16 protein-coding genes and 1 tRNA gene are annotated in these 20,742 nt (G+C 70.0%); 8 read left to right on the top strand and 9 right to left on the bottom strand.

The annotated features are described in order from the left end of the window. Positions 1 to 96: 96 nt before the first annotated feature. Positions 97 to 2,175 carry a restriction endonuclease gene (locus ACIQM0_RS26010; RefSeq protein ID WP_401290820.1) on the bottom strand — a complete coding sequence of 693 codons (2,079 nt, stop codon included), beginning with the start codon at positions 2,173 to 2,175 and terminating at the stop codon, positions 97 to 99. 380 nt (positions 2,176 to 2,555) lie between these two features. Here ACIQM0_RS26010 and ACIQM0_RS26005 point away from each other — a divergent pair, with 380 nt between their 5' ends. Both ACIQM0_RS26005 and ACIQM0_RS26000 read left to right on the top strand, forming a co-directional pair. Further along, positions 2,556 to 3,176: a hypothetical protein gene (locus tag ACIQM0_RS26005; protein WP_401290818.1), complete on the top strand. Its 621-nt coding sequence runs from the start codon at positions 2,556 to 2,558 to the stop codon at positions 3,174 to 3,176. A 1,163-nt stretch (positions 3,177 to 4,339) separates the two neighbouring features. Beyond that, entirely contained in the window at positions 4,340 to 4,678 is a 339-nt protein-coding gene (locus ACIQM0_RS26000; protein WP_401290816.1) for a MerR family transcriptional regulator, read from the top strand. A gap of 322 nt (positions 4,679 to 5,000) precedes the next feature. On the opposite strand, the gene ACIQM0_RS25995 is transcribed toward ACIQM0_RS26000, so the two are convergent. From ACIQM0_RS25995 to ACIQM0_RS25985, 3 genes are all read right to left on the bottom strand, one after another. Then, a complete protein-coding gene (locus tag ACIQM0_RS25995) occupies positions 5,001 to 5,423 on the bottom strand; it encodes a hypothetical protein (RefSeq protein ID WP_401290813.1) in 423 nt (140 codons plus the stop codon). Between the two features lie 440 nt (positions 5,424 to 5,863). Then, positions 5,864 to 6,271, bottom strand: a complete 408-nt coding sequence (locus tag ACIQM0_RS25990) for a hypothetical protein (RefSeq protein ID WP_401290810.1) — start codon at positions 6,269 to 6,271, stop codon at positions 5,864 to 5,866. Positions 6,272 to 6,500: 229 nt separating this feature from the next. After that, a tRNA-Arg gene (locus ACIQM0_RS25985) sits at positions 6,501 to 6,573 on the bottom strand. A gap of 484 nt (positions 6,574 to 7,057) precedes the next feature. Between ACIQM0_RS25985 and ACIQM0_RS25980 the strand changes: the two genes are divergently transcribed. Continuing rightward, a complete protein-coding gene (locus tag ACIQM0_RS25980; RefSeq protein WP_401290807.1) occupies positions 7,058 to 8,902 on the top strand; it encodes a class I adenylate-forming enzyme family protein in 1,845 nt (614 codons plus the stop codon). Here ACIQM0_RS25980 and ACIQM0_RS25975 read toward each other — a convergent pair. Continuing rightward, positions 8,889 to 10,166 carry a M6 family metalloprotease domain-containing protein gene (locus ACIQM0_RS25975; RefSeq protein WP_401290804.1) on the bottom strand — a complete coding sequence of 426 codons (1,278 nt, stop codon included), beginning with the start codon at positions 10,164 to 10,166 and terminating at the stop codon, positions 8,889 to 8,891. The two genes, ACIQM0_RS25980 and ACIQM0_RS25975, sit on opposite strands and share 14 nt — an antisense overlap. A gap of 250 nt (positions 10,167 to 10,416) precedes the next feature. Between ACIQM0_RS25975 and ACIQM0_RS25970 the strand changes: the two genes are divergently transcribed. Further along, the gene (locus tag ACIQM0_RS25970; protein WP_401290802.1) at positions 10,417 to 11,121 is read left to right on the top strand and encodes a TetR/AcrR family transcriptional regulator; all 705 of its coding nucleotides are present in this window, start codon (positions 10,417 to 10,419) and stop codon (positions 11,119 to 11,121) included. A gap of 231 nt (positions 11,122 to 11,352) precedes the next feature. Further along, complete coding sequence (locus tag ACIQM0_RS25965) at positions 11,353 to 12,885, top strand: MFS transporter (protein ID WP_401290800.1); 1,533 nt, start codon at positions 11,353 to 11,355, stop codon at positions 12,883 to 12,885. 79 nt (positions 12,886 to 12,964) lie between these two features. On the opposite strand, the gene ACIQM0_RS25960 is transcribed toward ACIQM0_RS25965, so the two are convergent. Further along, entirely contained in the window at positions 12,965 to 13,477 is a 513-nt protein-coding gene (locus ACIQM0_RS25960) for a MarR family winged helix-turn-helix transcriptional regulator (RefSeq protein WP_385347450.1), read from the bottom strand. A 135-nt stretch (positions 13,478 to 13,612) separates the two neighbouring features. Here ACIQM0_RS25960 and ACIQM0_RS25955 point away from each other — a divergent pair, with 135 nt between their 5' ends. Beyond that, positions 13,613 to 14,395, top strand: a complete 783-nt coding sequence (locus ACIQM0_RS25955; protein WP_363024122.1) for a class III extradiol ring-cleavage dioxygenase — start codon at positions 13,613 to 13,615, stop codon at positions 14,393 to 14,395. Between the two features lie 81 nt (positions 14,396 to 14,476). Here ACIQM0_RS25955 and ACIQM0_RS25950 read toward each other — a convergent pair whose 3' ends face one another. Continuing rightward, a complete protein-coding gene (locus ACIQM0_RS25950; RefSeq protein WP_401290797.1) occupies positions 14,477 to 15,517 on the bottom strand; it encodes a questin oxidase family protein in 1,041 nt (346 codons plus the stop codon). 556 nt (positions 15,518 to 16,073) lie between these two features. On the opposite strand from ACIQM0_RS25950, the gene ACIQM0_RS25945 reads away from it, so the two are divergent. Next, the gene (locus tag ACIQM0_RS25945) at positions 16,074 to 17,072 is read left to right on the top strand and encodes an RNA polymerase sigma factor RpoD/SigA (RefSeq protein ID WP_401290794.1); all 999 of its coding nucleotides are present in this window, start codon (positions 16,074 to 16,076) and stop codon (positions 17,070 to 17,072) included. Between the two features lie 125 nt (positions 17,073 to 17,197). Here the strand turns inward: ACIQM0_RS25945 and ACIQM0_RS25940 are convergent, their stop codons facing one another. Next, the gene (locus ACIQM0_RS25940; protein ID WP_401290792.1) at positions 17,198 to 18,175 is read right to left on the bottom strand and encodes a helix-turn-helix transcriptional regulator; all 978 of its coding nucleotides are present in this window, start codon (positions 18,173 to 18,175) and stop codon (positions 17,198 to 17,200) included. Positions 18,176 to 18,237: 62 nt separating this feature from the next. On the opposite strand from ACIQM0_RS25940, the gene ACIQM0_RS25935 reads away from it, so the two are divergent. Then, entirely contained in the window at positions 18,238 to 19,815 is a 1,578-nt protein-coding gene (locus ACIQM0_RS25935) for an MFS transporter (protein WP_401290789.1), read from the top strand. 136 nt (positions 19,816 to 19,951) lie between these two features. On the opposite strand, the gene ACIQM0_RS25930 is transcribed toward ACIQM0_RS25935, so the two are convergent. After that, positions 19,952 to 20,722: a DUF6227 family protein gene (locus ACIQM0_RS25930; protein WP_401290786.1), complete on the bottom strand. Its 771-nt coding sequence runs from the start codon at positions 20,720 to 20,722 to the stop codon at positions 19,952 to 19,954. Positions 20,723 to 20,742 lie beyond the last annotated feature (20 nt).

Genomic DNA, 20,742 nt, shown 5'->3' with positions numbered 1-20,742 from the left:
CCAGTGGCTGCACACCTACAATCACCACCGCGGACACACCGCACTCAAGGGCCAACCACCCGCCAGCCGTGTCCCCAACCTCACGGGGCAGTACAGCTAGTCCACGTCGATGCCGTACTCCTGGATCAGCTCCTCCAGGCCGCCCCGGTATCCCTTGCCTCCGGTGACGAACTCCCAGTCGCCGTTCGCACGGCGACGGAAGGACCCCAGCACGAGGGCGGTCTCGCCGGTGCGGCCGTCGGAGACCTCCAACTGGTCCAGCGGTGTTCGCTCGGAGTCCAGCAGCCGAATTCCGGCGTCGGCGAACCCGGACAGGTCGGCCGCGGGGTTGGCGACGGGATCGACCGCGGCGATGACGACGAGGCGGTCGGCGCGCGCCGGCAGGGCATCGAAGGAGACCTGGATGGCGGCTCTGTCCGGCGCGACAGGGATGAGTGTGCGGACCGTGCCGTCGGGTGTCCGGGGGTTGTTGAAGAAGACGAAGTGGTCGTCGTCCAGCACCCGGTTGCCGTGGCAGACGAGCGCGCACACGTCCAGGGTGACGCTGCCCGACCAGTACATGCCCAACACGTTGGGGGCGTCCGTGCCGGTCTCGTTGTCCGGCGCCGGCCGCGGTGCAGGCACAGAGCGTTCGCCGTCGCCCAGTCGCCCGCGCAGCCCGTGGCGGTGCAGCAGGTCGACCAGCTCGGAGCCCGCCACCAGTTCCAAGGGTTTGCCGTTGGCGAAGGTGTGCGAGCCGGGTCCGAATCCGGACGTCGTGACCAGCACACCCTTGTTGGCGCCGGCGTCCTGGACGGTGCCGTACAAGTCGCGGACGGCTGTCGGGGGCACGGTGTTGCGGTAGCGCTTGACCTGCACGACGATCTTGCCGCCGCGAATCGGGGTCGGGTCCAGCGCGTCGACGTCCACGCCGCCGTCGTTCGAGCGCTGTGTGGTCACGGCCTGCATGCCCATGGTCCGGAAGAGATCGGCGACCAGCCCTTCGAAGGCGAGGGGATCCATCGCGTACAGATCCGGCTCCTCGTCGCCCCCATGGGTGACGACGCCGTTACCGACGTCCTCGGGAACCCGGCCGGGCCGCACGGACGCGTACTGGTCGGGGCGCGACGACACCTGCCCCCGGAGACCGTCCACCAGGCAGGTGACCGCGTTCACCTGCTCCAGATGCAGTTCGGCGAAAGCCGAACGCGAAGCCATGACCGTGCCGAGGAACATGGGCGCCCGTCTGCCGGTCGTCGGGTCGTGATCGTCCACGAACCCGTTCAACGCGACCGATTCCAGCGCACCGAACTCATCGGCCGCGAAGAGATCACGCAGAACCAGCAGGAGACACTGCGCGAGCACGTCCCGGTACAGGGCGCGGCGCTGGGTGACCGGCCGGGGCGACTCCTTCTCCTGGTCGGCGTTGATCATGTAGCGCACCGACTTCGCCTCCGGGACGATGTCGTACCTGGGCAGCTCCCAGTTCAGTACCAACTGGCGCGCGCCGGAGTCGTACGCCGCGGAGACCTGGCGGGGCAGATCCTCCGGCCAGCCGGTCGAGGCGTAGAGGGCGGCGGAGAAATACTCCACCGCGGCCTCGGGATCACCGTTGCGAAGCCCCGTCGTCATCTCCGCGATGCCGGCGTTGTGCCGACGGATCTCGCCCAGCTGGGTGTCGGCCCACCGCTGGTACTGCAACTGGTAGGCGGCCAACTGCTGTTGACGCTGCGCCTCCGCGGCCTGCGCGGCCTGCCAGTCGTGCTCGAACCTGGACCGGGCCTCCGCCTGTGCCTGAGCCCGCCGCGTGGCGGTCCAACCGCCCTGCGGCTGGTACTGGTTCGGGTCCGGCATGCGGATGGGGTGGGCGAGCTGCCCCGGGGAGAACGCCTCGACCCGCTCCGCCCGAGTCAGTGCGTCGGCCCTGAACGCCGGAGCCCGGCACCCCGCCGCCAACAGGCCCTGCAACGACTGGACCCGCGCGTCGATTTCCTCCGTGCGCCGCCGTGCCTCCGCCTCGCGCTGCTCCCGGTAGACCGCCTTCTGCTCGCGATGGCTGCGCGCGATTTCTCTTTGGTGGGCGCGTTGTTGCCTCTCCTGATCCCGTTGGTACCTGGCTTGCGCCTCGTGTTGACGTTGCTGTTGGCGCTGCGCTTCCGCCCAGACACCGACCAACCCATTGGAGCGACGGTTCATGCTCTACAGGCCCTCCCCACCAGTGACTCGGCGTGCGTGCACCCAGCCCTGGCCCCATAACCAGCAGTGATGAGGCGACTCTAGTCGGCAACCAGTCGGGCGCCCATGCCCTTGCCCCACTTGACCTCGGCTCCGCCCCGACCTGCGATACCCGAGGTGAACTCGTCTGGTTCGGCGGGACGTTAGCCCTCCTGTCGGGCGGAGGGAAGCGCCCTGGAACGTTCCGCAGGTCCGAGCTGAGGAAAGACCGGTTACTCGGGCCACGGCCCCCATAGGCTGCGGCGCACCGGCACGCTGAGGCACCGCCGCCATGTGAGGGGTCACCGTTGGAACAGCTACGAGGAATCGTCGACATCCATGCCGGGCGCAGACAGGGCCCGGTGCGATTCCGTCCCGGAACCTGGCGTCCATGGCTGGAGCCGCACGGAGCCGGGCACGTCCTCGGCGCCGGTAAGGAATGCGCGAGCGGCCCGAGCGGAGACCGCCAGATCGGCCGGGACGACCTGACGGCGATACGGGAGCGCGCCGGCGACGACCCCGACGGGCTGCGCGATCTGTTCGTAGCCGTCATGGTCTGGGGCTCGGGCACGACCAACGGACGCGGCCTGCGGCACACGGATGCGGCGCTGTCGGACGTCCGCACGCGGAGTGTCCTGCGGACCACATGCGCGTCGGTCCGGAGCGGGGACTTGAGCGCGGCCTACAGCCAGTTCGCGCTCAACGGTGTCCGCCGCTCCTTCTTCACCAAATGGTTCGCGGCCGTGGACGACCGGGGCTCCGAGTCCGACCGGGCCCTGATCCTCGACGACCGGGTGTTCCGTTCTCTGAACGCCCTCGGGTGGTCCAGCTGGGAGGCGGCGGGCACGCGCCATTGGCCAACCAGGTACGCCACCTACGTGAGCACCATGCACGGCTGGGCGGGAGCGCTCGGAGTCACAGCCGACTGGCTGGAGTGGCTCCTGTTCGATCTGAACGGTCAGGTAGACGCTGACGGGTCCTGAGGGCGTCCGTACCGCTGGGCCACAGAACGGATGACCTGTCGCCCCGGGCAGGAAGTCCGTCCGCCCGGCGGGACGGGCCGCCGGGCGGAGCCTCATCGGCGGAGGCGGGGCGTATCCGCGAGAAGTGCCAGGGCCACTCGGGGGATTCGAACCTGCGACACCCGCTTCAGGCGTGCGATCGGAGCCTTGCCGGGGGTGCTCGACATCGCTATGCGGTGCTGTTTTCGCTGGTCAGCGACGCGCGGTTGCGTAATCGAAGCTCCGAGACAACAAGGGCCACTGTGTCGGCTCGCCTCAACCGCGCCGGCCGGCGGTTGTGGTGTCCGCGGCATCGAGCCGGCGTAACGGCCCTGGTCAGCGGGGGTGAGCCGGCCCGAGCGGTACCACTGCGCACCCGTTCGGTGGCCAAGGCCGACTATCTCTCGACCTGACTCACGGAAATCTATGTCGACGGTAGTAGACATTGGGTTGTGGTGTGGCTATGGTTTCTCTCGTAGCCCAGAGAGACAGCAGGGCCCGGCAGAGAAGAACTGCCGGGCAGCAGTAACCGCAGGACGGTACGGTGGTGGAGTTTCGAAGCCAGGGTTGTTGCAGGACGGCGACGGGACTGACGACCGGACCGGGCGGCCCGCAGTGATCAGGGGCTGCCGCGAGCAGGACCGCAGTAGCAGTTCGGCAAGTGCAGTACCCAGCAGTGAGTCAGTGAGCAGTACCTCGGTGAAGGCGTCGGCTGCGGGCGCGCGTACCGGGAGGTTCGGCAGTGGGGTTCCAAGCCAGAGCGGACGCAGGACGGGCGACGGGGCTGGCTGCCGAAGAGTGGCGCTGTCGTAGGCCACGGAGCAGTTCGCATCATCAGCAGTACCAAGGAAAAGCAGTACCAGCAGCAGGCAAGTGATCGATCCCAGAGGGAAGAAACGGAGGACCAGGCGCCATCAGGATCGCCCGGGCGGAAGTCTTGAGCCCGGGTACCGCAGGACATCGATAGTGAGGTGGTCTCCGGTCAAGCAACCGCGATCCCCGCAACCCCGACGCCTTCCAGGTCGGGCCAGCGGAAACAGAACGCCGGCGCAGTATCAAGGCCGGCAGATGGTGTAGCAGTTCCTTCGGGGCCCGGGTGCCATACGGCACCCGGGCCCCTCCACGCGTTCCACAGAGAGGTGCAAATGACAGCAGACGACTCGTTCGGCCGTCTCGACGACGACGACTACCCCGCCTACACCATGGGCCGGGCGGCCGACATGCTCGGCACCACCCAGGGCTTCCTCCGCGCCATCGGCGAAGCCCGCCTCATCACCCCGCTCCGCTCCGAGGGCGGCCACCGCCGCTACTCCCGCTACCAGCTGCGCATCGCGGCCCGCGCCCGGGAACTCGTCGACCAGGGCACCCCCATCGAAGCCGCCTGCCGCATCGTCATCCTGGAAGACCAGCTCGAAGAAGCTCAGCGCATCAACGCCGCATACCGCCACGCCGCCGAATCAGAGGACCAGGCGACCGCGAGTTGAGGTGGCGCGTGCCCGCCGGGTACCGCACACACCTGGCGGCACCCCGGGCCACCACATCAACCCCGCCTGACCTGCCGGCCCCCGCTCCGACCGGCTCATGCGAACCGCGGGCGTCGACCTTCAGTTGATGGTGCTGGAAGCACACGTGACAGGGCCGCTCAGCAGCAGCGCTGCGCGGCCCTGATCTGCGTCGGGACCGATACCCGGGCTGGCTGCGGAAGGGGTCGCAAGCCGATGCCGCCCCCCCGTCCGCTCACGCACCCCTCACGCAAACGGCCCCGGACCGGGGCCGGACCGGACTGGGGCCGGACCGGGGCACGTGTCAGGCGTGGACGCCGACGCCGGTCCTGCATTTGCTGAACGTGCCCTTGACGAGGCAGACCTTCAGGGTGCGCGTGGCGCCCTCGTCGAGGTTGCCCGTCGTCGTGTCCGTGTACGGCGACGAGTGCCCGCGAGTCGTGGCCTTCCGGCCGTCGTTCAGCGTCGCTTCGATGCCGTAACCGTCCGCCAGCCCGTCGTAGGCGATCAGGGTGTCCCCGGTCGAGGACCCAAAGGAGCCTGGGTTGGCCGCCCATGAGCCGTGCCCGGCGAAGCTGCCGTTGTTGAAGACCTCCACGCGACCCGAACCGTCTGTGTACGTGTAGGTGATGAAATAGACGTCCGGCGCGGCGCTCGCGGAACTCACCGGTCCCGCGAGGACCAGACCTGTGGCCAGCACCGTCGCCGCGGTAGCGACGGACGCCATTCTCTTGCCCCGTGTCTTCACTTGTGACCTCGCCTCACGGAAGTTGATGTGGAACGAGGCAACATCATTCAGTGTCGGACGAGCTAACTGCAGTCGGTTTCCGGCCAAGTGGATCATGGGTGCGCCAAATCGGCCAGCTACGTACACATTTACTTCACCGAAGATCATGAAGGGGAGGACGTGGAAGACCGGGAGAGGGTGACGCGGGGCCTGATCAACTTCGTTTGCCCCCGAGCGCGGCAGAGGGGCAAGCACGATCAGGCGATTGGCCCTCCGGCTGGCCTCGGGGTGGCGGGATTCGAACCCACGGCCTCTCCGTCCCGAAGCAACTTGGGTGGCGGTGCCGCCTCGGGCTGTCGTGCCCCTGACCTGCTGCGACCATCTGCGGACGTCCGTGCCTGAGCGCCGTTGTTCGTCGGTGTTGTCACAGGGCTAGACACTCACCCAGGTTCGCTGGGCGGGATCACCAGCTGATCCTTCAACGCCGCGTATGCGCGCTCGACCTCGCCCAGGTACTGCTCCAGGCGAAAGCGCACCTCCTCGATGACCCTCCCGTCCAGGCCCGGGTACATCAGGTCGGACCAGATGACGGTCTCGCCCCGGAGCCGGATCCGGACGGTCAGCCTGCCCGGCCCCGGCTCGGGCTGCTCCGGGGCTGCCACATCCACCGTGCACGGCATATCCGTCGGACAGAGCGGTCCGCCTGGGCGGAGCAGTCGTCTCGGATCGAGGCCGGCCATGCTGCTATCGCTGCGCGCGACCACGTCGAGGCCGTCGACGAAGAGGTACGTGTGCACGGCAGCACACGCCGGCGGGCCAGGACACGCGCTGATGAGCAGCGTGCTCACCGCACCCTCACCTTCCCCATCGGGCACGGTCGGCCTCAACTGGTGCGGGGATCTACGCGGCATCCGCCTGATGTGACGTCATGGGCCGACCCTATCGGCTGTGCCGCACCAGTTCGGAGGACTCCGTACTCGGACGGGGCCTGAGCTGCGAACACGCTGACCTGTGGGCTTGATGAGGTGGAGATGTCAAAGACCCCGGACCATGATCGGTCCGGGGTCTATTCGCTTGTGCCCCCGGCAGGATTCGAACCTGCGACACCCGCTTTAGGAGAGCGGTGCTCTATCCCCTGAGCTACGAAGGCGCGGGCTTGGAGGGAACCTTGCTGAAAGCCCGGTGAACGGGTCATCGGCAAGGGCCGCAGGCCCACTGGACGGACGAGGTGTGGCGCCTTCTGCGATCTCGCTGGGGCAGGCGGCGGGACATACCAATGAACGACCAGGGACAGCGTAGCGGATCCGTCCCCGCGAAGGGTTTCCCCATGGTGTTAGCGGCATCGGGCGAAGGGCGTCTGCTTCTGACCCGCCAATTCTGTGAGTGTGCGGGGCCGTGGGGCTGGGGTTCTTCGGGTGGGGTCGCTCCCGGGTGGGCGGTGCGGACGGCGGCTCTGTGGCCTCGTCTCCACGGTCCTCCCTCGACGGCGGCACACCGCGAGTTGATGACGCGTCACGGGCACTCGGGCTCTGTGACGGTGGGCGGACGCGGGGCCGGGCCGGGACCTCTTGACGGGGTTCGGGTGCGGGCATAGCGTCGCGAAGGCCCTGAGCAAGCGCTTAGAAAGGTCGTTCGTGCCGGACACCGACCCGACTCCAGCCACACCCGCTCCCGAGTCCGCGGCCGACTCCACCGCCGCGGCGGCTGCCCGGGTGGAGGCCGCGTTGACCGGGCCAGGGGGGCCGTTCGCCGTCGTGCGTGCCGAGGACGGGCCGCAGGCGGGCTCGCTCGTGTACGCGGACGGGCCCAGGACCCTCCGTGAGTTCGTGGAGACCACTTGGGCGTTCGGTGAGCAGCCGTTCCTGATCGCGGGGGACCGCAGCTATTCGTACGGGGAGTTCTTCGCGGCGGCCTCCGCGCTGGCGTGCCGGCTGAGCGAGGTGTACGGGCTCCGGCCGGGTGACCGGGCCGTGGTGGCGATGCGCAATCACCCGGAGTGGCAGATCGCGTTCTGGGCCGTCCAGCTGGCCGGACTGGTCGCCGTCCCGCTGAACGCCTGGTGGACCGAGGACGAGTTCACGTACGCGCTCGACGACTCCGGTCCGCGGGTGCTCCTGGTCGACGGGGAGCGGCTGCCGCGGGTCGAGGCCTGGGCCCGTACGTCAGGGGCGCGCGTGATCGTCTTTCACGACGAGGAGCGTGAGGCGCGAGAGGAACGCGAGAAGCCCGAGGTCGGTGCAGCGGGTGAGGCCGATTCGGGGGGCCGGGTCGAGTGGTACGCGGATCTGCCCGCGCCCGATCCCTTCGCGGCGCCACCGGACGTCGAGATCCGGCCCGAGGACGACGCGACGATCATCTATACCTCCGGCACCACCGGCAGGCCCAAGGGTGCCGTCGCCACACAACTCGCCCAGGCGGGTGCCGCGCGCAACCCCCGGTTCCACGCGGCGGCCTCCGCGCTCGGCCGGGGTGTCATCCCGGGGCAGGGGCCCGCGCCCGTTTCGCTGCTGACGTTCCCGTTCTTCCACGTCGCCGCGTTCACCAGCTTCTACGCCGCGATGTCGGCGGGTGGCGCCCTCGTGCTGATGCGCAAGTGGGACGCGGAGGAAGCGCTGCGGCTGATCCGCGAGCACGGGGTGACCCACTACGCCGGGGTGCCGACCACCGCGCTTCAGCTGCTCGCCGCGGCCGCCCGGGACGGGGACGGGCTGGAGAGCCTCCAGATGCTCAACACGGGCGGGGCCGCCGCCCCGCCGGATCTGGTCGCTCGGCTCACCGCCCGCTACGGCGAGCGGATCGAGCCGCGCAACGGGTACGGGCTGACCGAGACCAGCGGTGGCGTCCTGGCGAATTTCGGTGCCGACTACCGGCTGCACCCGGGCAGCGTCGGCCGCCCGACCCCCACCACGGAGGTGCGTATCGCCGATCCGGCGGGGGAGGCGCTCCCCGAGGGGGAGGTCGGTGAGCTGTGGCTGCGCGGACAGGCGCTGGTCCGGGGCTACTGGCGGGACGAGGCGGCGACGGCGCAGGCGTTCACCGGCGGCTGGTTCCGCACCGGAGACCTGGCGGTGGTCGGCGAGGGGCGGATCAGCGTCGTCGACCGGATCAAGGACATGGTGATCCGCGGCGGTGAGAACGTGTACTGCGTCGAGGTCGAGGCCGTGCTGCACGACCACCCGGATGTCGAGGACGCCGCGGTCCTGGGAGTGGCCCACCCGGTGCTGGGCGAGGAGGTCGCCGCCGTCGTACGGCTCCGGCCGGGTGCCGTTGCCACGGCCGAGGACCTGCGGGCGCATGTGGGGCGGAGCCTGGCCGCGTTCAAGGTCCCGGCCCATGTGGTCGTGTCCGGGGAGCCACTGCCCCGCAACGTCACCGGGAAGATCCTCAAGCGCGAGCTGCGCGGACCGGTGGAGCGGGAGGTCCGGGAGACGAGGGAGACGAGGGAGGAAGGGGAGGCGCGGGAGGTCAGGGGCGAGTGACCCTTACCCGGTAGTCCCCCTTGGCGTCCTTGTCGACCACCGATATGCGTATCCCGGTGGCCCGGTCGGTGAAGGTCTGGCCGGGCTGGAACGGGGCGTCGGAGAGTTCGGCGTGCACATTGGGCAGCCGGGTGCAGCCGCTGCTGTCCTTGGTGCTGTCCGCGACGGAGATGGGTCCCTGGCCGGTGTCGACGTCCGAGCTGACCTTGTAGATCAGTACGCCGGGCCGGCAGACCGCCTGGTCGTTGCCCGCCTGGGTCCGTACCTCCACCGCGTAGCCGGATTCCGCGGTCAGCGGCACGAACGCCAGCTTCGTGCCGCCGCGGGTGGCCAGCGGTTCGAGGACGTGGTCGCTGGTGCCGGTCCCCGAGGCGCAGCTGACCTGGCTGTTGTCCAGCCAGCCGAGCTTCCACTTGTGCCAGCCGAGCAGGTCGTTGTTGGCGCCCCAGTCCTCGGACATGATGTCCCAGTGCCCGACGGAGCCCCCGCCCTCCATCGTGTAGAGGTCGGGCAGGCCGAAGACATGGCCGTTCTCGTGCGGCAGGACGCGGTATCCGGTCTGGGAGTACGACCCCGAGCCGTCGTCCTGCCGGCTGTAGACGAAGGACGTGTTGGCGAGCGGCACGCCGTCCGCGTACGGGGCGTCGTCGTTGCCCGAGAAGGTCACGGACAGCACGGTGTCCAGGGCGGAGGGGCCGGCGTTCGGGCTGACGAGGATGTTGACCAGGTCGTACGCGCTGAAGTCCACCTTCAGGTCGGCGGCGGCGACGATGTCCTGGACGAGGTGGCGGTAGCCCGGCTCGTACGGTGATCCGCGCTCGATCCCGTATCCGGAGAACGGCAGTGGCATCCGCAGCCAGGACTTCACCGGGGCTTCCGGCACGTAGGTGAGCCGCCCGTACGAGCTGGTGCGGAACCAGTCGGTGGTCTGTGGGAAGAATTCGGCGAGCCGGTCCATGGCCGGCTCCTTCCCCGGCGCGTCCGGGAAGTCGACCATCAGGTTGAGCGCGTGGATCTGACCGGTGGAGTGGGCGTAGCCCGGCTGCGTCGGTATGCCCTCCGACATCTGTACGCCCATGGCCGACGATATCCGGCACGGGCCGAGCCCGGCCGATCCGGTGCTGGAGACCGGGCCGGCGGAGGCCCGGCTGGGAAGGGGGAGCGTGTTGCTGGCCGAGGCCAGCGCCGCGATGACCAGGGCTGTTGCCGCGCCAAGGGCGACCGGGTGGCGGTGCTTGCGTATCCGGTGGCGGGGCTGCTGCATGGAGGCGCCTTCGGGGCCGCGGCAGCCGGCCGTCCCTGGCTGCGCTCTGCGGATCAGCCTGTGTCGGGTGGTGCGGCGCCGCGCGTTGGGTGCGCCGAAGGGGTGGGATTTTCCCGTTCCCGGGTGACGTGACTCAGGTCACATCGGGCCGGGAAATAACCGGGGAGCACTTCCCCGTTTGCACCGGTGTCCCTGCGAAACGGGGAGGCGCTCCCCGGTTACGCGGAGGGGTCGCCCGAGTGACGCAGGGATGAACAGCTCAGCACGGACCAGGAAGAGAAGGAGCGCCGTCGTGGACACCGCCGCCCGTACCGCCGCCGGAACCGCGCAGCCGCGTACGACCCGCCCGCGGGCCGACGCGCTGCGCAACCGGGAGCGGATCGTGACGGCCGCGCGCGAGATGTTCGTCGAGTTCGGGCCGGATGTGCCGCTCGACGAGGTCGCCCGCCGCGCAGGCGTCGGCAACGCCACGCTCTACCGGAACTTCCCCGACCGGGCCGCGCTGACCCGCGAGGTCGTCCTCGCGGTCACCTCCCGCACCACTGATCGCGCCGAGGAAGCCGCGAACGAAGGGGGAGACCCCTTCGTCGCGCTCAGCCGCTTCGTGCACGCGGCGGCCGACGAACGGATCGGGGCGCTGTGCCCGATGCTGTCCGGCGGTTTCGACAAGGATCACCCCGAACTGCTCGCCGAGCGGCGGCGCCTCGAAGAGGCCGTCGAAGGGCTCGTCGGGCGTGCCATGTCCGCGGGGCGCCTGCGTACCGACATCGCCGTCGGTGACGTACTGGTCGCCCTCTCCCAGCTCACCCGGCCGCTGCCAGGCATCGCCTGTATGAACATCGACCGGTTCACCCACCGCCACATCCAGCTGTTCCTGGACGGACTGGAGGCCCCGGCCCGGTCCCGACTGCCCGGAACGGCGGCGACCTTGGAGGACCTGCGGCGCCGGACATGACCATGGTGCCGGGCTCCTGAGACGGCTGCCCGGCCCGCGTCCGCCCCGCCTCGACCACGCCTTTCTTCCCGACCCGTGCCCGACCCTCGCCGACCCACGTCCGACCCTCGCGCTCACCGAGCGTCTCCGAGCCTTCTCCGCGTGCGCGGTTCCTGACCGCTTCACGGATCACGACCGCTTTCACGGTTCACGACTTCGCGCGCCCGAGCGCGCCCTTAGGTGGCTACTCCCATGTCAAAAACAGCTGATGTCCGACTCCCTGATCCGAGTCGCTGGAAAGCGCTGGCGTTCATCGCGCTCGCTCAGTTGATGGTCGTGCTCGATGCCACGATCGTGAACATCGCGCTGCCGCACGCCCAGACGGATCTGGGCATCACGGATGCCAACAAGCAGTGGGTCATCACGGCCTACGCCCTCGCCTTCGGCGGACTGCTGCTCTTCGGAGGCCGGATCGCCGACCTCTGGGGCCGTAAGCGCACCTTCGTCGTCGGTCTGATCGGCTTCGCGCTGGCCTCCGCGCTCGGCGGAGCGGCCCAGAACCAGGGCATGCTCTTCGGCTCGCGCGCCCTCCAGGGTGTGTTCGGCGCCCTGCTCGCGCCCGCGGCCCTCTCGCTGCTCGCGGTGATGTTCACCGACGCCAAGGAGCGCGCCAAGGCGTTCGGCATCTACGGTGCGATCGCCGGTGGCGGCGGCGCCGTCGGCCTGATCCTCGGCGGCTTCCTCACCCAGACGCTGAACTGGCGCTGGACGTTCTTCGTCAACATCCCGTTCGCGATCGTCGCGGCCCTGGGCGCGTACTTCGTGATCCGCGAGCCGGCCGGCAGCCGTAACCGCTCGTCGCTCGACATCCCGGGCGTCGTCCTGTCCGCGCTGGGTCTGGTCTCGCTGGTGTACGGATTCACCCGCGCCGAGTCCAGCGGCTGGTCGGACCCGATGACCATCGGTACGTTCGTCGCCGCTGGTGTCCTGCTGCTGGCCTTCGTGCTGACCGAGTCCAAGGTCAAGTCGCCGCTGCTCCCGCTGCGCGTCCTGATGGACCGCAACCGCGGTGGCGTCTACCTCTCGCTGGGCCTCGGCGTCATCGCGATGTTCGGCCTGTTCCTCTTCCTCACGTACTACCTGCAGGTCGTCCAGGGCTTCTCGCCGATCAAGACCGGCTTCGCCTTCCTCCCGATGATCGCGGGAATGATCACCGGTTCGACGCAGATCGGTGCCCGGCTGATGACCCGGGTTCCGGCCCGGATGCTGATGGGGCCCGGCTTCCTGACCGCCGCCATCGGCATGCTGGTACTCACGCAGCTGCAGGTCGACTCGTCCTACGCGGCGGTCATCCTGCCGGGTCAGCTCCTGATGGGCCTGGGCATGGGTACGGCGTTCATGCCCGCCATGTCGCTGGCCACGCACGGTATCGAGCCGCGTGACGCGGGTGTCGCCTCCGCGATGATCAACACCTCGCAGCAGGTCGGCGGTGCGATCGGCACGGCGCTGCTCAACACCATCGCCGCCTCGGCCGCCACGGCGTACGCCACCTCGCACGCCGCGCTCGGTGCCACCGACCCGGAGCAGCTGAAGCTCCAGTCGATGGTGCACGGCTTCACCGGCGCCATCTGGTGGGCCGTCGGCATCCTGGTGGTGGCCTCTGCCATCGCGGTGACCTTCATCAACGCCGGCCGTCCCTCGTCGATCACGACGTCCGGCGGTACCGGTTCGGGTTCCGCCGACGGTGTCGAGGACGAACTCAGGATCCCGGTCGTCGCTCACTGACCCCGGCGCACAGGCCTCTGCCCCGGTTCCGTCCTACGGAGCCGGGGCAGAGGCCTGTGCAGTGGTTGGTGCGCGTGGGTCAGCGGAGCCAGGGGAGGTCCGCGTTCGGGCCCTCCGGCTGCAGTCCGGCCGCGATGACCTGCATGATCTCGCCGAGTGAGCGCACCTGCTCGGGGGTGAGCCGGTCGAACATGGCCTGGCGCACGGCGCTGACGTGGCCCGGCGCCGAGCCGCGGAGCATCTCGTGGCCCTCGTCGGTGAGGACCGCGTTCTGGCCGCGCTTGTCGGACGGGCAGTCCTCGCGGCGCACCCAGCCGCTCTTCTCCAGCCGGGCGACGGCGTGCGAGAGCCGGGAGCGGGTGATCTTGGCGTCCTTGGCCAGCTCGGTCATCCGCTTCTGGCGCCGGGGCGCCTGGGAGAGCTGGACGAGCAGTCCGTAATAGATGTGCGGCATACCGGCATCGCGCTGCAACTGGCGGTCGAGATGATCCTCCAGCAGCGTGGTGGCGTGGAGGTACGCCCGCCACACGCTCTGTTCTTCGTCGGTGAGCCAGCGCGGCGCACCGGTGGATGCCGTGGTCATGTACTCCACTGTACGACCTTTTCTTGAAAGTTGAACTAGATAGAGCTAAGGTCTCCGAATGTAGGAACTTGAAGGTTAAAGAAGTGTTCCTTCTGAAGGCCCCAGTAGAAGACTTACCTTGAGCAGCAGCGGATGGGGAGTGCCATGACAGTCACCGCGGAGCGCATGCCCGCCCTCTACCTCTCCCACGGCGCCCCGCCGCTGGCCGACGACCCGGTCTGGCCCGGCGAGCTGGCCGCCTGGTCCGCCGGGCTGCCGCGGCCCACGGCGGTCCTGATGGTCTCGGCCCACTGGGAGGAGGCCCCGCTCGCCCTCGGCGCCACCGAGACGATTCCGCTCGTCTACGACTTCTGGGGCTTCCCCGAGCACTACTACCAGGTGCGGTACGCCGCGCCGGGTGCCCCGCGACTGGCCGAGAGCGTCCGCAAGCTGCTGCGCGGAGCCGGTACGCCGGTCCAGGACATCCCGGACCGCGGACTCGACCACGGGGCGTACGTCCCGCTGGTGGAGATGTTCCCGGAGGCCGACATCCCGGTGCTGCAGATCTCCATGCCCACGCTGGACCCGCAGAAGCTGATGGACATCGGACGCAAGCTCGCGCCGCTGCGCGACGAGGGCGTCCTGATCGTCGGCAGCGGCTTCTTCACCCACAACCTGGCCGCTCTGCGGCATCCGGGCGGCGGCACCCCCGGCTGGTCGGCGGAGTTCGACGACTGGGGGAGCCGCGCGCTCCAGGCGCGGGACATCGACGCGCTGCTGGACTTCGAGAACAAGTCACCGGCGGGCCGGCTCGCCCATCCGCGCACCGAGCACTTCGCCCCGCTCTTCGTGACGCTCGGCGCCGCGGAGCAGGAGCTCGACCAGGGGCGCAGCGTGATCGACGGGTTCTGGATGGGACTGGCCAAGCGCTCGCTGCAGTACGGCTAGGACGGCCCGGGGGCGGTCCGGAGGGCCTGTCCGGGCGGCGGTTCGCTCGCCGGCCGGACAGGCCCCGGTCCATGGCAGGGGTCAGAGCACCGGAGGGTTCAGCTCGATCGAGCGGAGCGCGGCGGCCAGCGCGGTCGGGTCGCCGACGTCCAGCGCGGTGTCGGTGAACTTGATGGTGTGGTCGTCCCCGTGCGCGGCCGCCCGCGCGAAGATCTCCTCGGGGGTCAGGCCGTCGGGCACGGCCGGGAAGTCGGCCGGTCGCGCCGGTGAGTACGCGGCGGTGACCGCCGCGCCTGCCGCCCACGCGGCATCCAGGCTCGGCGCCCACAGGTCCCGGGGGAGCGCCGGCAGCGTACGCAGGACTGCGTTGGGTGCCGTGGCGGCGTGCACCAGCATGACCGGCGAGCCGTGCGCGTACGCCGCGTAGCGGTGCGTCGCGGCCCGTACGAGCTCCTCCAGACGGGCTCGGGCGGCGTCGGGGTCCGTCACGGGCTGCTGCGGCCACAGCGGGAACGCGGTGAGCTGTCCCAGCCGTTCCCGGACGCCGCCGCTCTGGTCCGGCACCCGGTCGACCGCGTCCAGCGCGGCAGCGGCGCCCGCCGCGGGGGCGAGTGACGCCAGCGGGGGCAGTGGCTGGTGGCGGGCGGCCCAGTAGCCGAGTCCGTGGGCGAGTTCCGCGACGCGGGGCGCGTTCTCCCCGGAGTCCAGCAGGGTGCGTACGCAGTGGCCGACCCGGATCACCGGGTGCGTGGCGCCTGCCGCGATGCCGGGGAGCAGCCGGGGCCACCACTCGGCGAGGACCTCGCGCCACGGCCGGTCGGCCGTCTCCCGTTCGAAGTACGCCGTCCAGTCGGCGATGCGGCGGGGGTCGCCCAGCGCCTCGCGCCAGTTCGCCGGGGTCACCTCGGTGAACCGGTCCGGCATGTCCTCCAGCTTCGCGCGGTAGTGGTCCAGCCATCGGTGGACGCCGGGTGCCTGGCCGTGGTGCACCAGCGCCTCCACGGCCATCGGGGCGTGATTGCTCAGCCAGCCCTCGCGTTCGGGGCCGAAGGAGTGAAGCCGTTCCAGTGCCTCGTCGAGCGTGCCGGAGGTGTCGGGAGTCCTGCGTGCCGTGTCGTCCATGCGGCATCACGCTAGGCACCGCGGCGGCTCTCCGTAACGGGCTGTGGACCTAGGGATACAACGGCCTGTGGACCTAGGGATACAACGGCCTGTGGACCTAGGGAGGTGACGGGCTGTGGTCCTAGGGAACGCGGCGATCGGGACCAGGCCCAATGCCGTTCGGCCGGGGGTTCGGTGCCTCTCGACATTACGGACATCCTGAGCAACCAGGAGCCGGTGCGGGCCGTCTTCGAGGGTGGAGCGGGAGCGCGGCCGGGGCGGGCGCCGGTCCGGGGTGGAGGAGATCGTGCCGGATGTGAGGGCGGTCTCACGCGCGCAAGGGTTGTGAGGGGTTGAAGCTGCCCGTCAGGGCCCGCGCATCGCTCTCGATACCCGGTCTGACCTGCGTCTCCGCACCTCACCGCACCATGTGTCCTGCGCCGGTGGTGCGACAGGGTACTGCATGAGCGCGAAATTCAATGCCAGGCATGGGAATTCTGTCCGGATTCCAGTCGTTGTTTCCATCGGAAGCTGGGCACCCGAAAGGGTGTCGCGACCTACTCAGCAAGGAGCACGCATGGCAACCCGTGCCGTCGCCCGTCGTTCGTCCGCCACCGGCGGGACCAACCGGGCAAGCAGTGTTCGCGCCGTGGGCGGGGAGATCGCCGATCGCGACCTGGTCGGCATGTACCTGGACGAGATCGCGCGCACGCCGCTGCTCGATGCCGCCAAGGAGGTCGAGCTGTCGCAGATCGTCGAGGCGGGCGTCTTCGCGCAGCGGATACTCGACGGCGTGGTGGAGAGCGATGCCGGCGGCGCCTCGCGCGAGGAGCTCGAGGCGCTGGTCGCCGAGGGCGAGCGCGCCAAGGACGTATTCATCCGTTCCAACCTCCGACTCGTGGTGGCCGTCGCCCGCCGCTATCCGCGGGCCGGGCTGCCCCTCCTCGACCTGATCCAGGAGGGCAACGCGGGCCTCGTGCGCGCGGTCGAGAAGTTCGACTACGCCAAGGGCTTCAAGTTCTCCACGTATGCGACGTGGTGGATCCGGCAGGCCATCACCCGCTCCATCGCCGACCAGTCGCGCACGATCCGGCTCCCCGTCCACCTGGTGGAGGAGCTCGGCCGGATCCGCCGGGTGCAGCGCGAGTTCAACCGCGAGCACGGGCGCGACCCGGAGCACGCGGAGATCGCCGCCGAGCTGGACTCCACGACCTCGCGGGTCAGTGACGTGCTGGACTGGGCCCGTGACCCGGTCAGCCTGAACATGTCGGTGGACGACAACGGCGACACCCAGTTCGGCGACCTCCTGGAAGACACCTCCGCGGTGTCTCCCGAGCAGTCGGTGATGACGCTGCTGCGCAGCGAGGAGCTGGAGGAGCTGATCGGCAGGCTCGACAACCGCACCGCCTCCATCATCCGGATGCGGTACGGCATCGAGGACGGCCGCGAGCGGACGCTGACCGAGGTGGGCAAGCAGCACGGGCTGACCCGGGAGCGAATCCGCCAGATCGAGAAGCACGCACTGCTCGAACTGAAGCGAATGGCTCACGACACGGGCTTTGACGCTGCGGCGTGAGCCGAAGTCCAGTAACCTCCGAATTAGGCCGCTTCACATCGGCCCCCTGAGCTGAGTCCCGGCGCCCACCCCCCCCTGGCGCCGGGGCTCATCCCTTTTCCGGGGGGCCGGCCCCGTGCCTGTGCTCAGCCTTCAAGAGCCGCGGAGGACGCCGCACGGGTGAGCCTGCCGCCCAGTTCGTTCAGATGCTCCACCAGCTGCGGTGGCCGGTGCACGGTGAACTCGCACTCCGCCAGCGCCAGCCGCACCGCCACCCACTCCAGCGAGTCCGCCAGCACCGTACGCAGCAGGCAACTGCGCTCGCCGGTCGGCTCCAGCGGTCCGATCGCGGCGGGCAGCCGCGCTCCGACGAACTCCGCCGAGGCCGCGAAGCTCACCTCGATCGCCACCCGCGGCTGGATGCGCGACATGGAACGGCTCAGGAACTCCGCCGCGTCACCGGTGGGCAGCTCACGGGGTGCGAAGCGGGCCCCGGTCGCGAGCGGATCGCTCACCCGGTCGACCCGGAAGGTACGCCAGTCCTCCCGCTCCAGGTCGTACGCGACCAGATACCAGCGCCACCCCGTGCTGACCAGGCGATACGGCTCGACCTGCCGCCGCGTCTCGGCGCCGTCCCCCGCGCGGTACGCGAACCGCAGCCGCTCCCGGCCGGTGACCGCCGACGCCATCACGGTCAGCGTCTGCGGATCGATCGTGGCACCGTCACCTCGGGTCAGCGGCACCGTCGCGTTCTGGAGGACGGAGACCCGGTGGCGCAGCCGCGAGGGCAGCACCTGCTCCAGTTTGGCCAGCGCCCTGACCGAGGCCTCGTCGACGCCCTCGATGGCGTGACCCGCACCGGCCCGCAGCCCCACCGCGATGGCCACCGCCTCCTCGTCGTCCAGCAGTAGCGGCGGCATGGCCGTGCCGGCGACGAGCCGGTAGCCGCCGACCGCACCGCGCGACGCCTCGACCGGATACCCCAGGTCACGGAGGCGGTCGATGTCCCGGCGAATGGTGCGCGGGCTGACGTCGAGCCGGTCGGCGAGTTCACTGCCCGGCCACTCACGCGGCGTCTGGAGCAGTGACAGCAGATTCAGCAGTCGTGCCGGGGTGTCGGTCATATCACCCAGGATGCCCGCCCAATGGGTCACGAGCTGACCTAATAGGCCCTTAGTTTCTTCATATGACTTCTTCCTCACCCCAGCCGTCCGGGGCGGCCGCGACCGCGGTGTCCTCGGACTCCTCGGACCGCCGCCGGTGGTTCGCGCTGGCCATCGTGATGACCGCGGCCTTCATGGACCTGGTCGACGTCACGATCGTCAACATCGCCATCCCGAGCATCCAGCGGGACACCGGCGCCACGTTCAGCTCGATCCAGTGGATCACCGCCGGATACGCCCTGGCCTTCGCCGCGGGGCTCATCACAGGTGGCCGGCTCGGCGACATCTACGGCCGCAAGCGGCTGTTCCTCATCGGTATCGCCGGCTTCACCGTGGCCTCCGCGCTCTGCGGCTTCGCCGCCAGCCCGGAGATGCTGGTCGCCTCCCGCATCCTCCAGGGCGCCACGGCCGCGCTGATGGTCCCGCAGGTGCTGTCGATCGTGCACGCCACCTTCCCGGCACACGAGCGCGGCAAGGTCTTCGGCCTCTTCGGCGCGATCGTCGGCCTGGGCGCCGTGTCCGGACCGCTGCTGGGCGCGCTGCTCACCGAGTGGAACATCGCCGGTCTCGAATGGCGTCCGATCTTCCTGATCAACCTGCCGGTCGGCATCGCGGGCCTGATCCTGGGGCGCAAGTTCATCACCGAGTCCAAGGCGCCGAAGGCGCTGCGCCTCGACCTGACCGGCGTGGTGCTGGTGACGGCGGGCATGCTCATGCTGATCTACCCGCTGACCCGCGGCGAGGAGCTGGGCTGGCCGCTCTGGGGCTACCTCTCGATGGCCGGCAGCCTCGTGGTGTTCCTGGTCCTCGTGCTCTTCGAGCGGGCGAAGGCGAGCCGGGACGGTTCGCCGCTGGTCGAGCTGTCGCTGTTCCGGGTCAAGAGCTTCGCCGCGGGCATCGCCGTGCAGCTGACCTTCGGCATCGGCCTCGGCATCTTCTTCCTGGTCTGGACGCTGTACATGCAGGAGGGGCTCGGCTGGAGCGCGCTGCGGGCCGGTACGACGGGTATCCCGTTCTCGGTCGCCGTCTCGTTCGCCGCCGGGATCTCCGTACAGAAGCTGGTGCCGCGCTTCGGCCGCAAGGTCCTCCAGGCGGGGGCGCTGCTGATGGTCGCCGGGCTGCTGCTCTACATCTGGGAGTCCGACCGCTACGGCATGGGGATCACGTCCTGGCAGATGGCGTTGCCGCTGTTGGTCATGGGCGTCGGCATGGGGCTGATCGTGGCCCCGCTGGCCGACGCGGTGCTGTCCGAGGTGCCCAAGGAGCACTCCGGTTCCGCTTCCGGGCTGTTCAACACCGTGCAGCAGATGGGCAACGCGCTGGGGCTCGCGCTCGTCTCGGTCATCTTCTTCGGGGCGATCGGTGACAGGCTCACGCCCGCGCAGGTGGGTCCGGCGTTCGCCGACGCCTTCGAGCAGTCGCTGTGGTGGGTGGCCGGCGTGCTCGCGGCCATCTTCCTGCTGATGTTCGCGCTCCCGGCCCGGCCGAAGCAGCACGTGGAGGGCGGCGAGGCGGCCACCGACGCCACCACGGAGCCCGTGAACGAGCCCGCCGAAGCGTCCGCCCACGGGCCCGCCGACGAGCCCGCGCTCACGCACTGAGCGGACGGGGCGACGGGACGGGGACGTGATGGTGCCCGCACTCCCTCGGGGGTGCGGGCACCGTCATGTCCGGTACGCGGCACGGGGTGGTGGGGCGTGCCGCGCCGTCTTACCCCGTGCGGGCCCTCCGGAGCGGTCAGCAGATGCGCGTACGGCTCTCCATCGCGCCGCGTGCGGTCTCCTCGTCGCCGTACACCTCGCACATGTGGCGGCCGTCGGGCGTCGCCGTGTGCTCGACCTCCCACAGGCTCGTCTCGCTGCCGTCCAGGAGCAGGAAGGCGTGCTCGTACAGCGTGAAGCCCGCGTCCCGCCCGTCCACCTGGCACTGCCGGCCGAAGATCTGCGTGATGTGGTGGGCGAAGGCGGCCCGCAGCAGGTGGGCGGTCTCCTCGCCCGGGACGTTCCCGTTCTCCGCGCGGCGCAGCACGCGGCGGGCGTGGTCCGCGGAGTTGTCCGGGGCGTACATCCGGGGGAGCGGCGCCGGGGGCGCGGCCATCAGGGCCGCGAGGACCTCAAGATCGGCCTGCGGCCCGTCGTCCCCGAAGACCGGGGCGTCGCAGAACCCGCCGGTGAGCCGGGCCGCGGCGATGTGCACGTCGGCCTCGTCCTCGTACAGCTCGTGCTGCCGGGCAGCGGACTGCGAGCCGTGGCGGGCGTCCCCGGCGTCGCGCTGACCGCAGTGCACCAGCTCCCAGAGGACGAACGGGCTGCCGTCGGCCAGCAGATACGTATGCCGGTACGTCTCGCGGTGCAGGGCCGAGCTGTGGTGCGAGGAATGCAGGGAGCTGCTGTGGGCGAGCGCCGTGCCGAGCCGCTCCACCGTGCTGTCGGTCAGGTCGAACGAGTTGAGAGCCCGTCGCAGGAGTCGCTCGAGGTGCTGCTCGGTTGTCTCGTACGGATCGCTCAAGGTGCTTCTCCAGGCCGTCG

Source organism: Streptomyces sp. NPDC091387 (genome assembly GCF_044756945.1).
Taxonomy (GTDB): Bacteria; Actinomycetota; Actinomycetes; order Streptomycetales; family Streptomycetaceae; genus Streptomyces.
Note: the sequence above shows the minus strand (reverse complement) of the source record. Positions and strands in the feature narration are given on the sequence as shown.

What these genes read in the sequence shown, in the direction of transcription:
- ACIQM0_RS26010 (WP_401290820.1), bottom strand. Translation starts at nt 2,175, where the DNA reads ATGAACCGTCGCTCCAATGGGTTGGTCGGTGTCTGGGCGGAAGCGCAG.
- ACIQM0_RS26000 (WP_401290816.1), top strand. Translation starts at nt 4,340, where the DNA reads ATGACAGCAGACGACTCGTTCGGCCGTCTCGACGACGACGACTACCCC.
- ACIQM0_RS25995 (WP_401290813.1), bottom strand. Translation starts at nt 5,423, where the DNA reads ATGGCGTCCGTCGCTACCGCGGCGACGGTGCTGGCCACAGGTCTGGTC.
- ACIQM0_RS25975 (WP_401290804.1), bottom strand. Translation starts at nt 10,166, where the DNA reads ATGCAGCAGCCCCGCCACCGGATACGCAAGCACCGCCACCCGGTCGCC.
- ACIQM0_RS25970 (WP_401290802.1), top strand. Translation starts at nt 10,417, where the DNA reads ATGAACAGCTCAGCACGGACCAGGAAGAGAAGGAGCGCCGTCGTGGAC.
- ACIQM0_RS25965 (WP_401290800.1), top strand. Translation starts at nt 11,353, where the DNA reads ATGTCAAAAACAGCTGATGTCCGACTCCCTGATCCGAGTCGCTGGAAA.
- ACIQM0_RS25955 (WP_363024122.1), top strand. Translation starts at nt 13,613, where the DNA reads ATGACAGTCACCGCGGAGCGCATGCCCGCCCTCTACCTCTCCCACGGC.
- ACIQM0_RS25950 (WP_401290797.1), bottom strand. Translation starts at nt 15,517, where the DNA reads ATGGACGACACGGCACGCAGGACTCCCGACACCTCCGGCACGCTCGAC.
- ACIQM0_RS25945 (WP_401290794.1), top strand. Translation starts at nt 16,074, where the DNA reads ATGGCAACCCGTGCCGTCGCCCGTCGTTCGTCCGCCACCGGCGGGACC.
- ACIQM0_RS25940 (WP_401290792.1), bottom strand. Translation starts at nt 18,175, where the DNA reads ATGACCGACACCCCGGCACGACTGCTGAATCTGCTGTCACTGCTCCAG.
- ACIQM0_RS25935 (WP_401290789.1), top strand. Translation starts at nt 18,238, where the DNA reads ATGACTTCTTCCTCACCCCAGCCGTCCGGGGCGGCCGCGACCGCGGTG.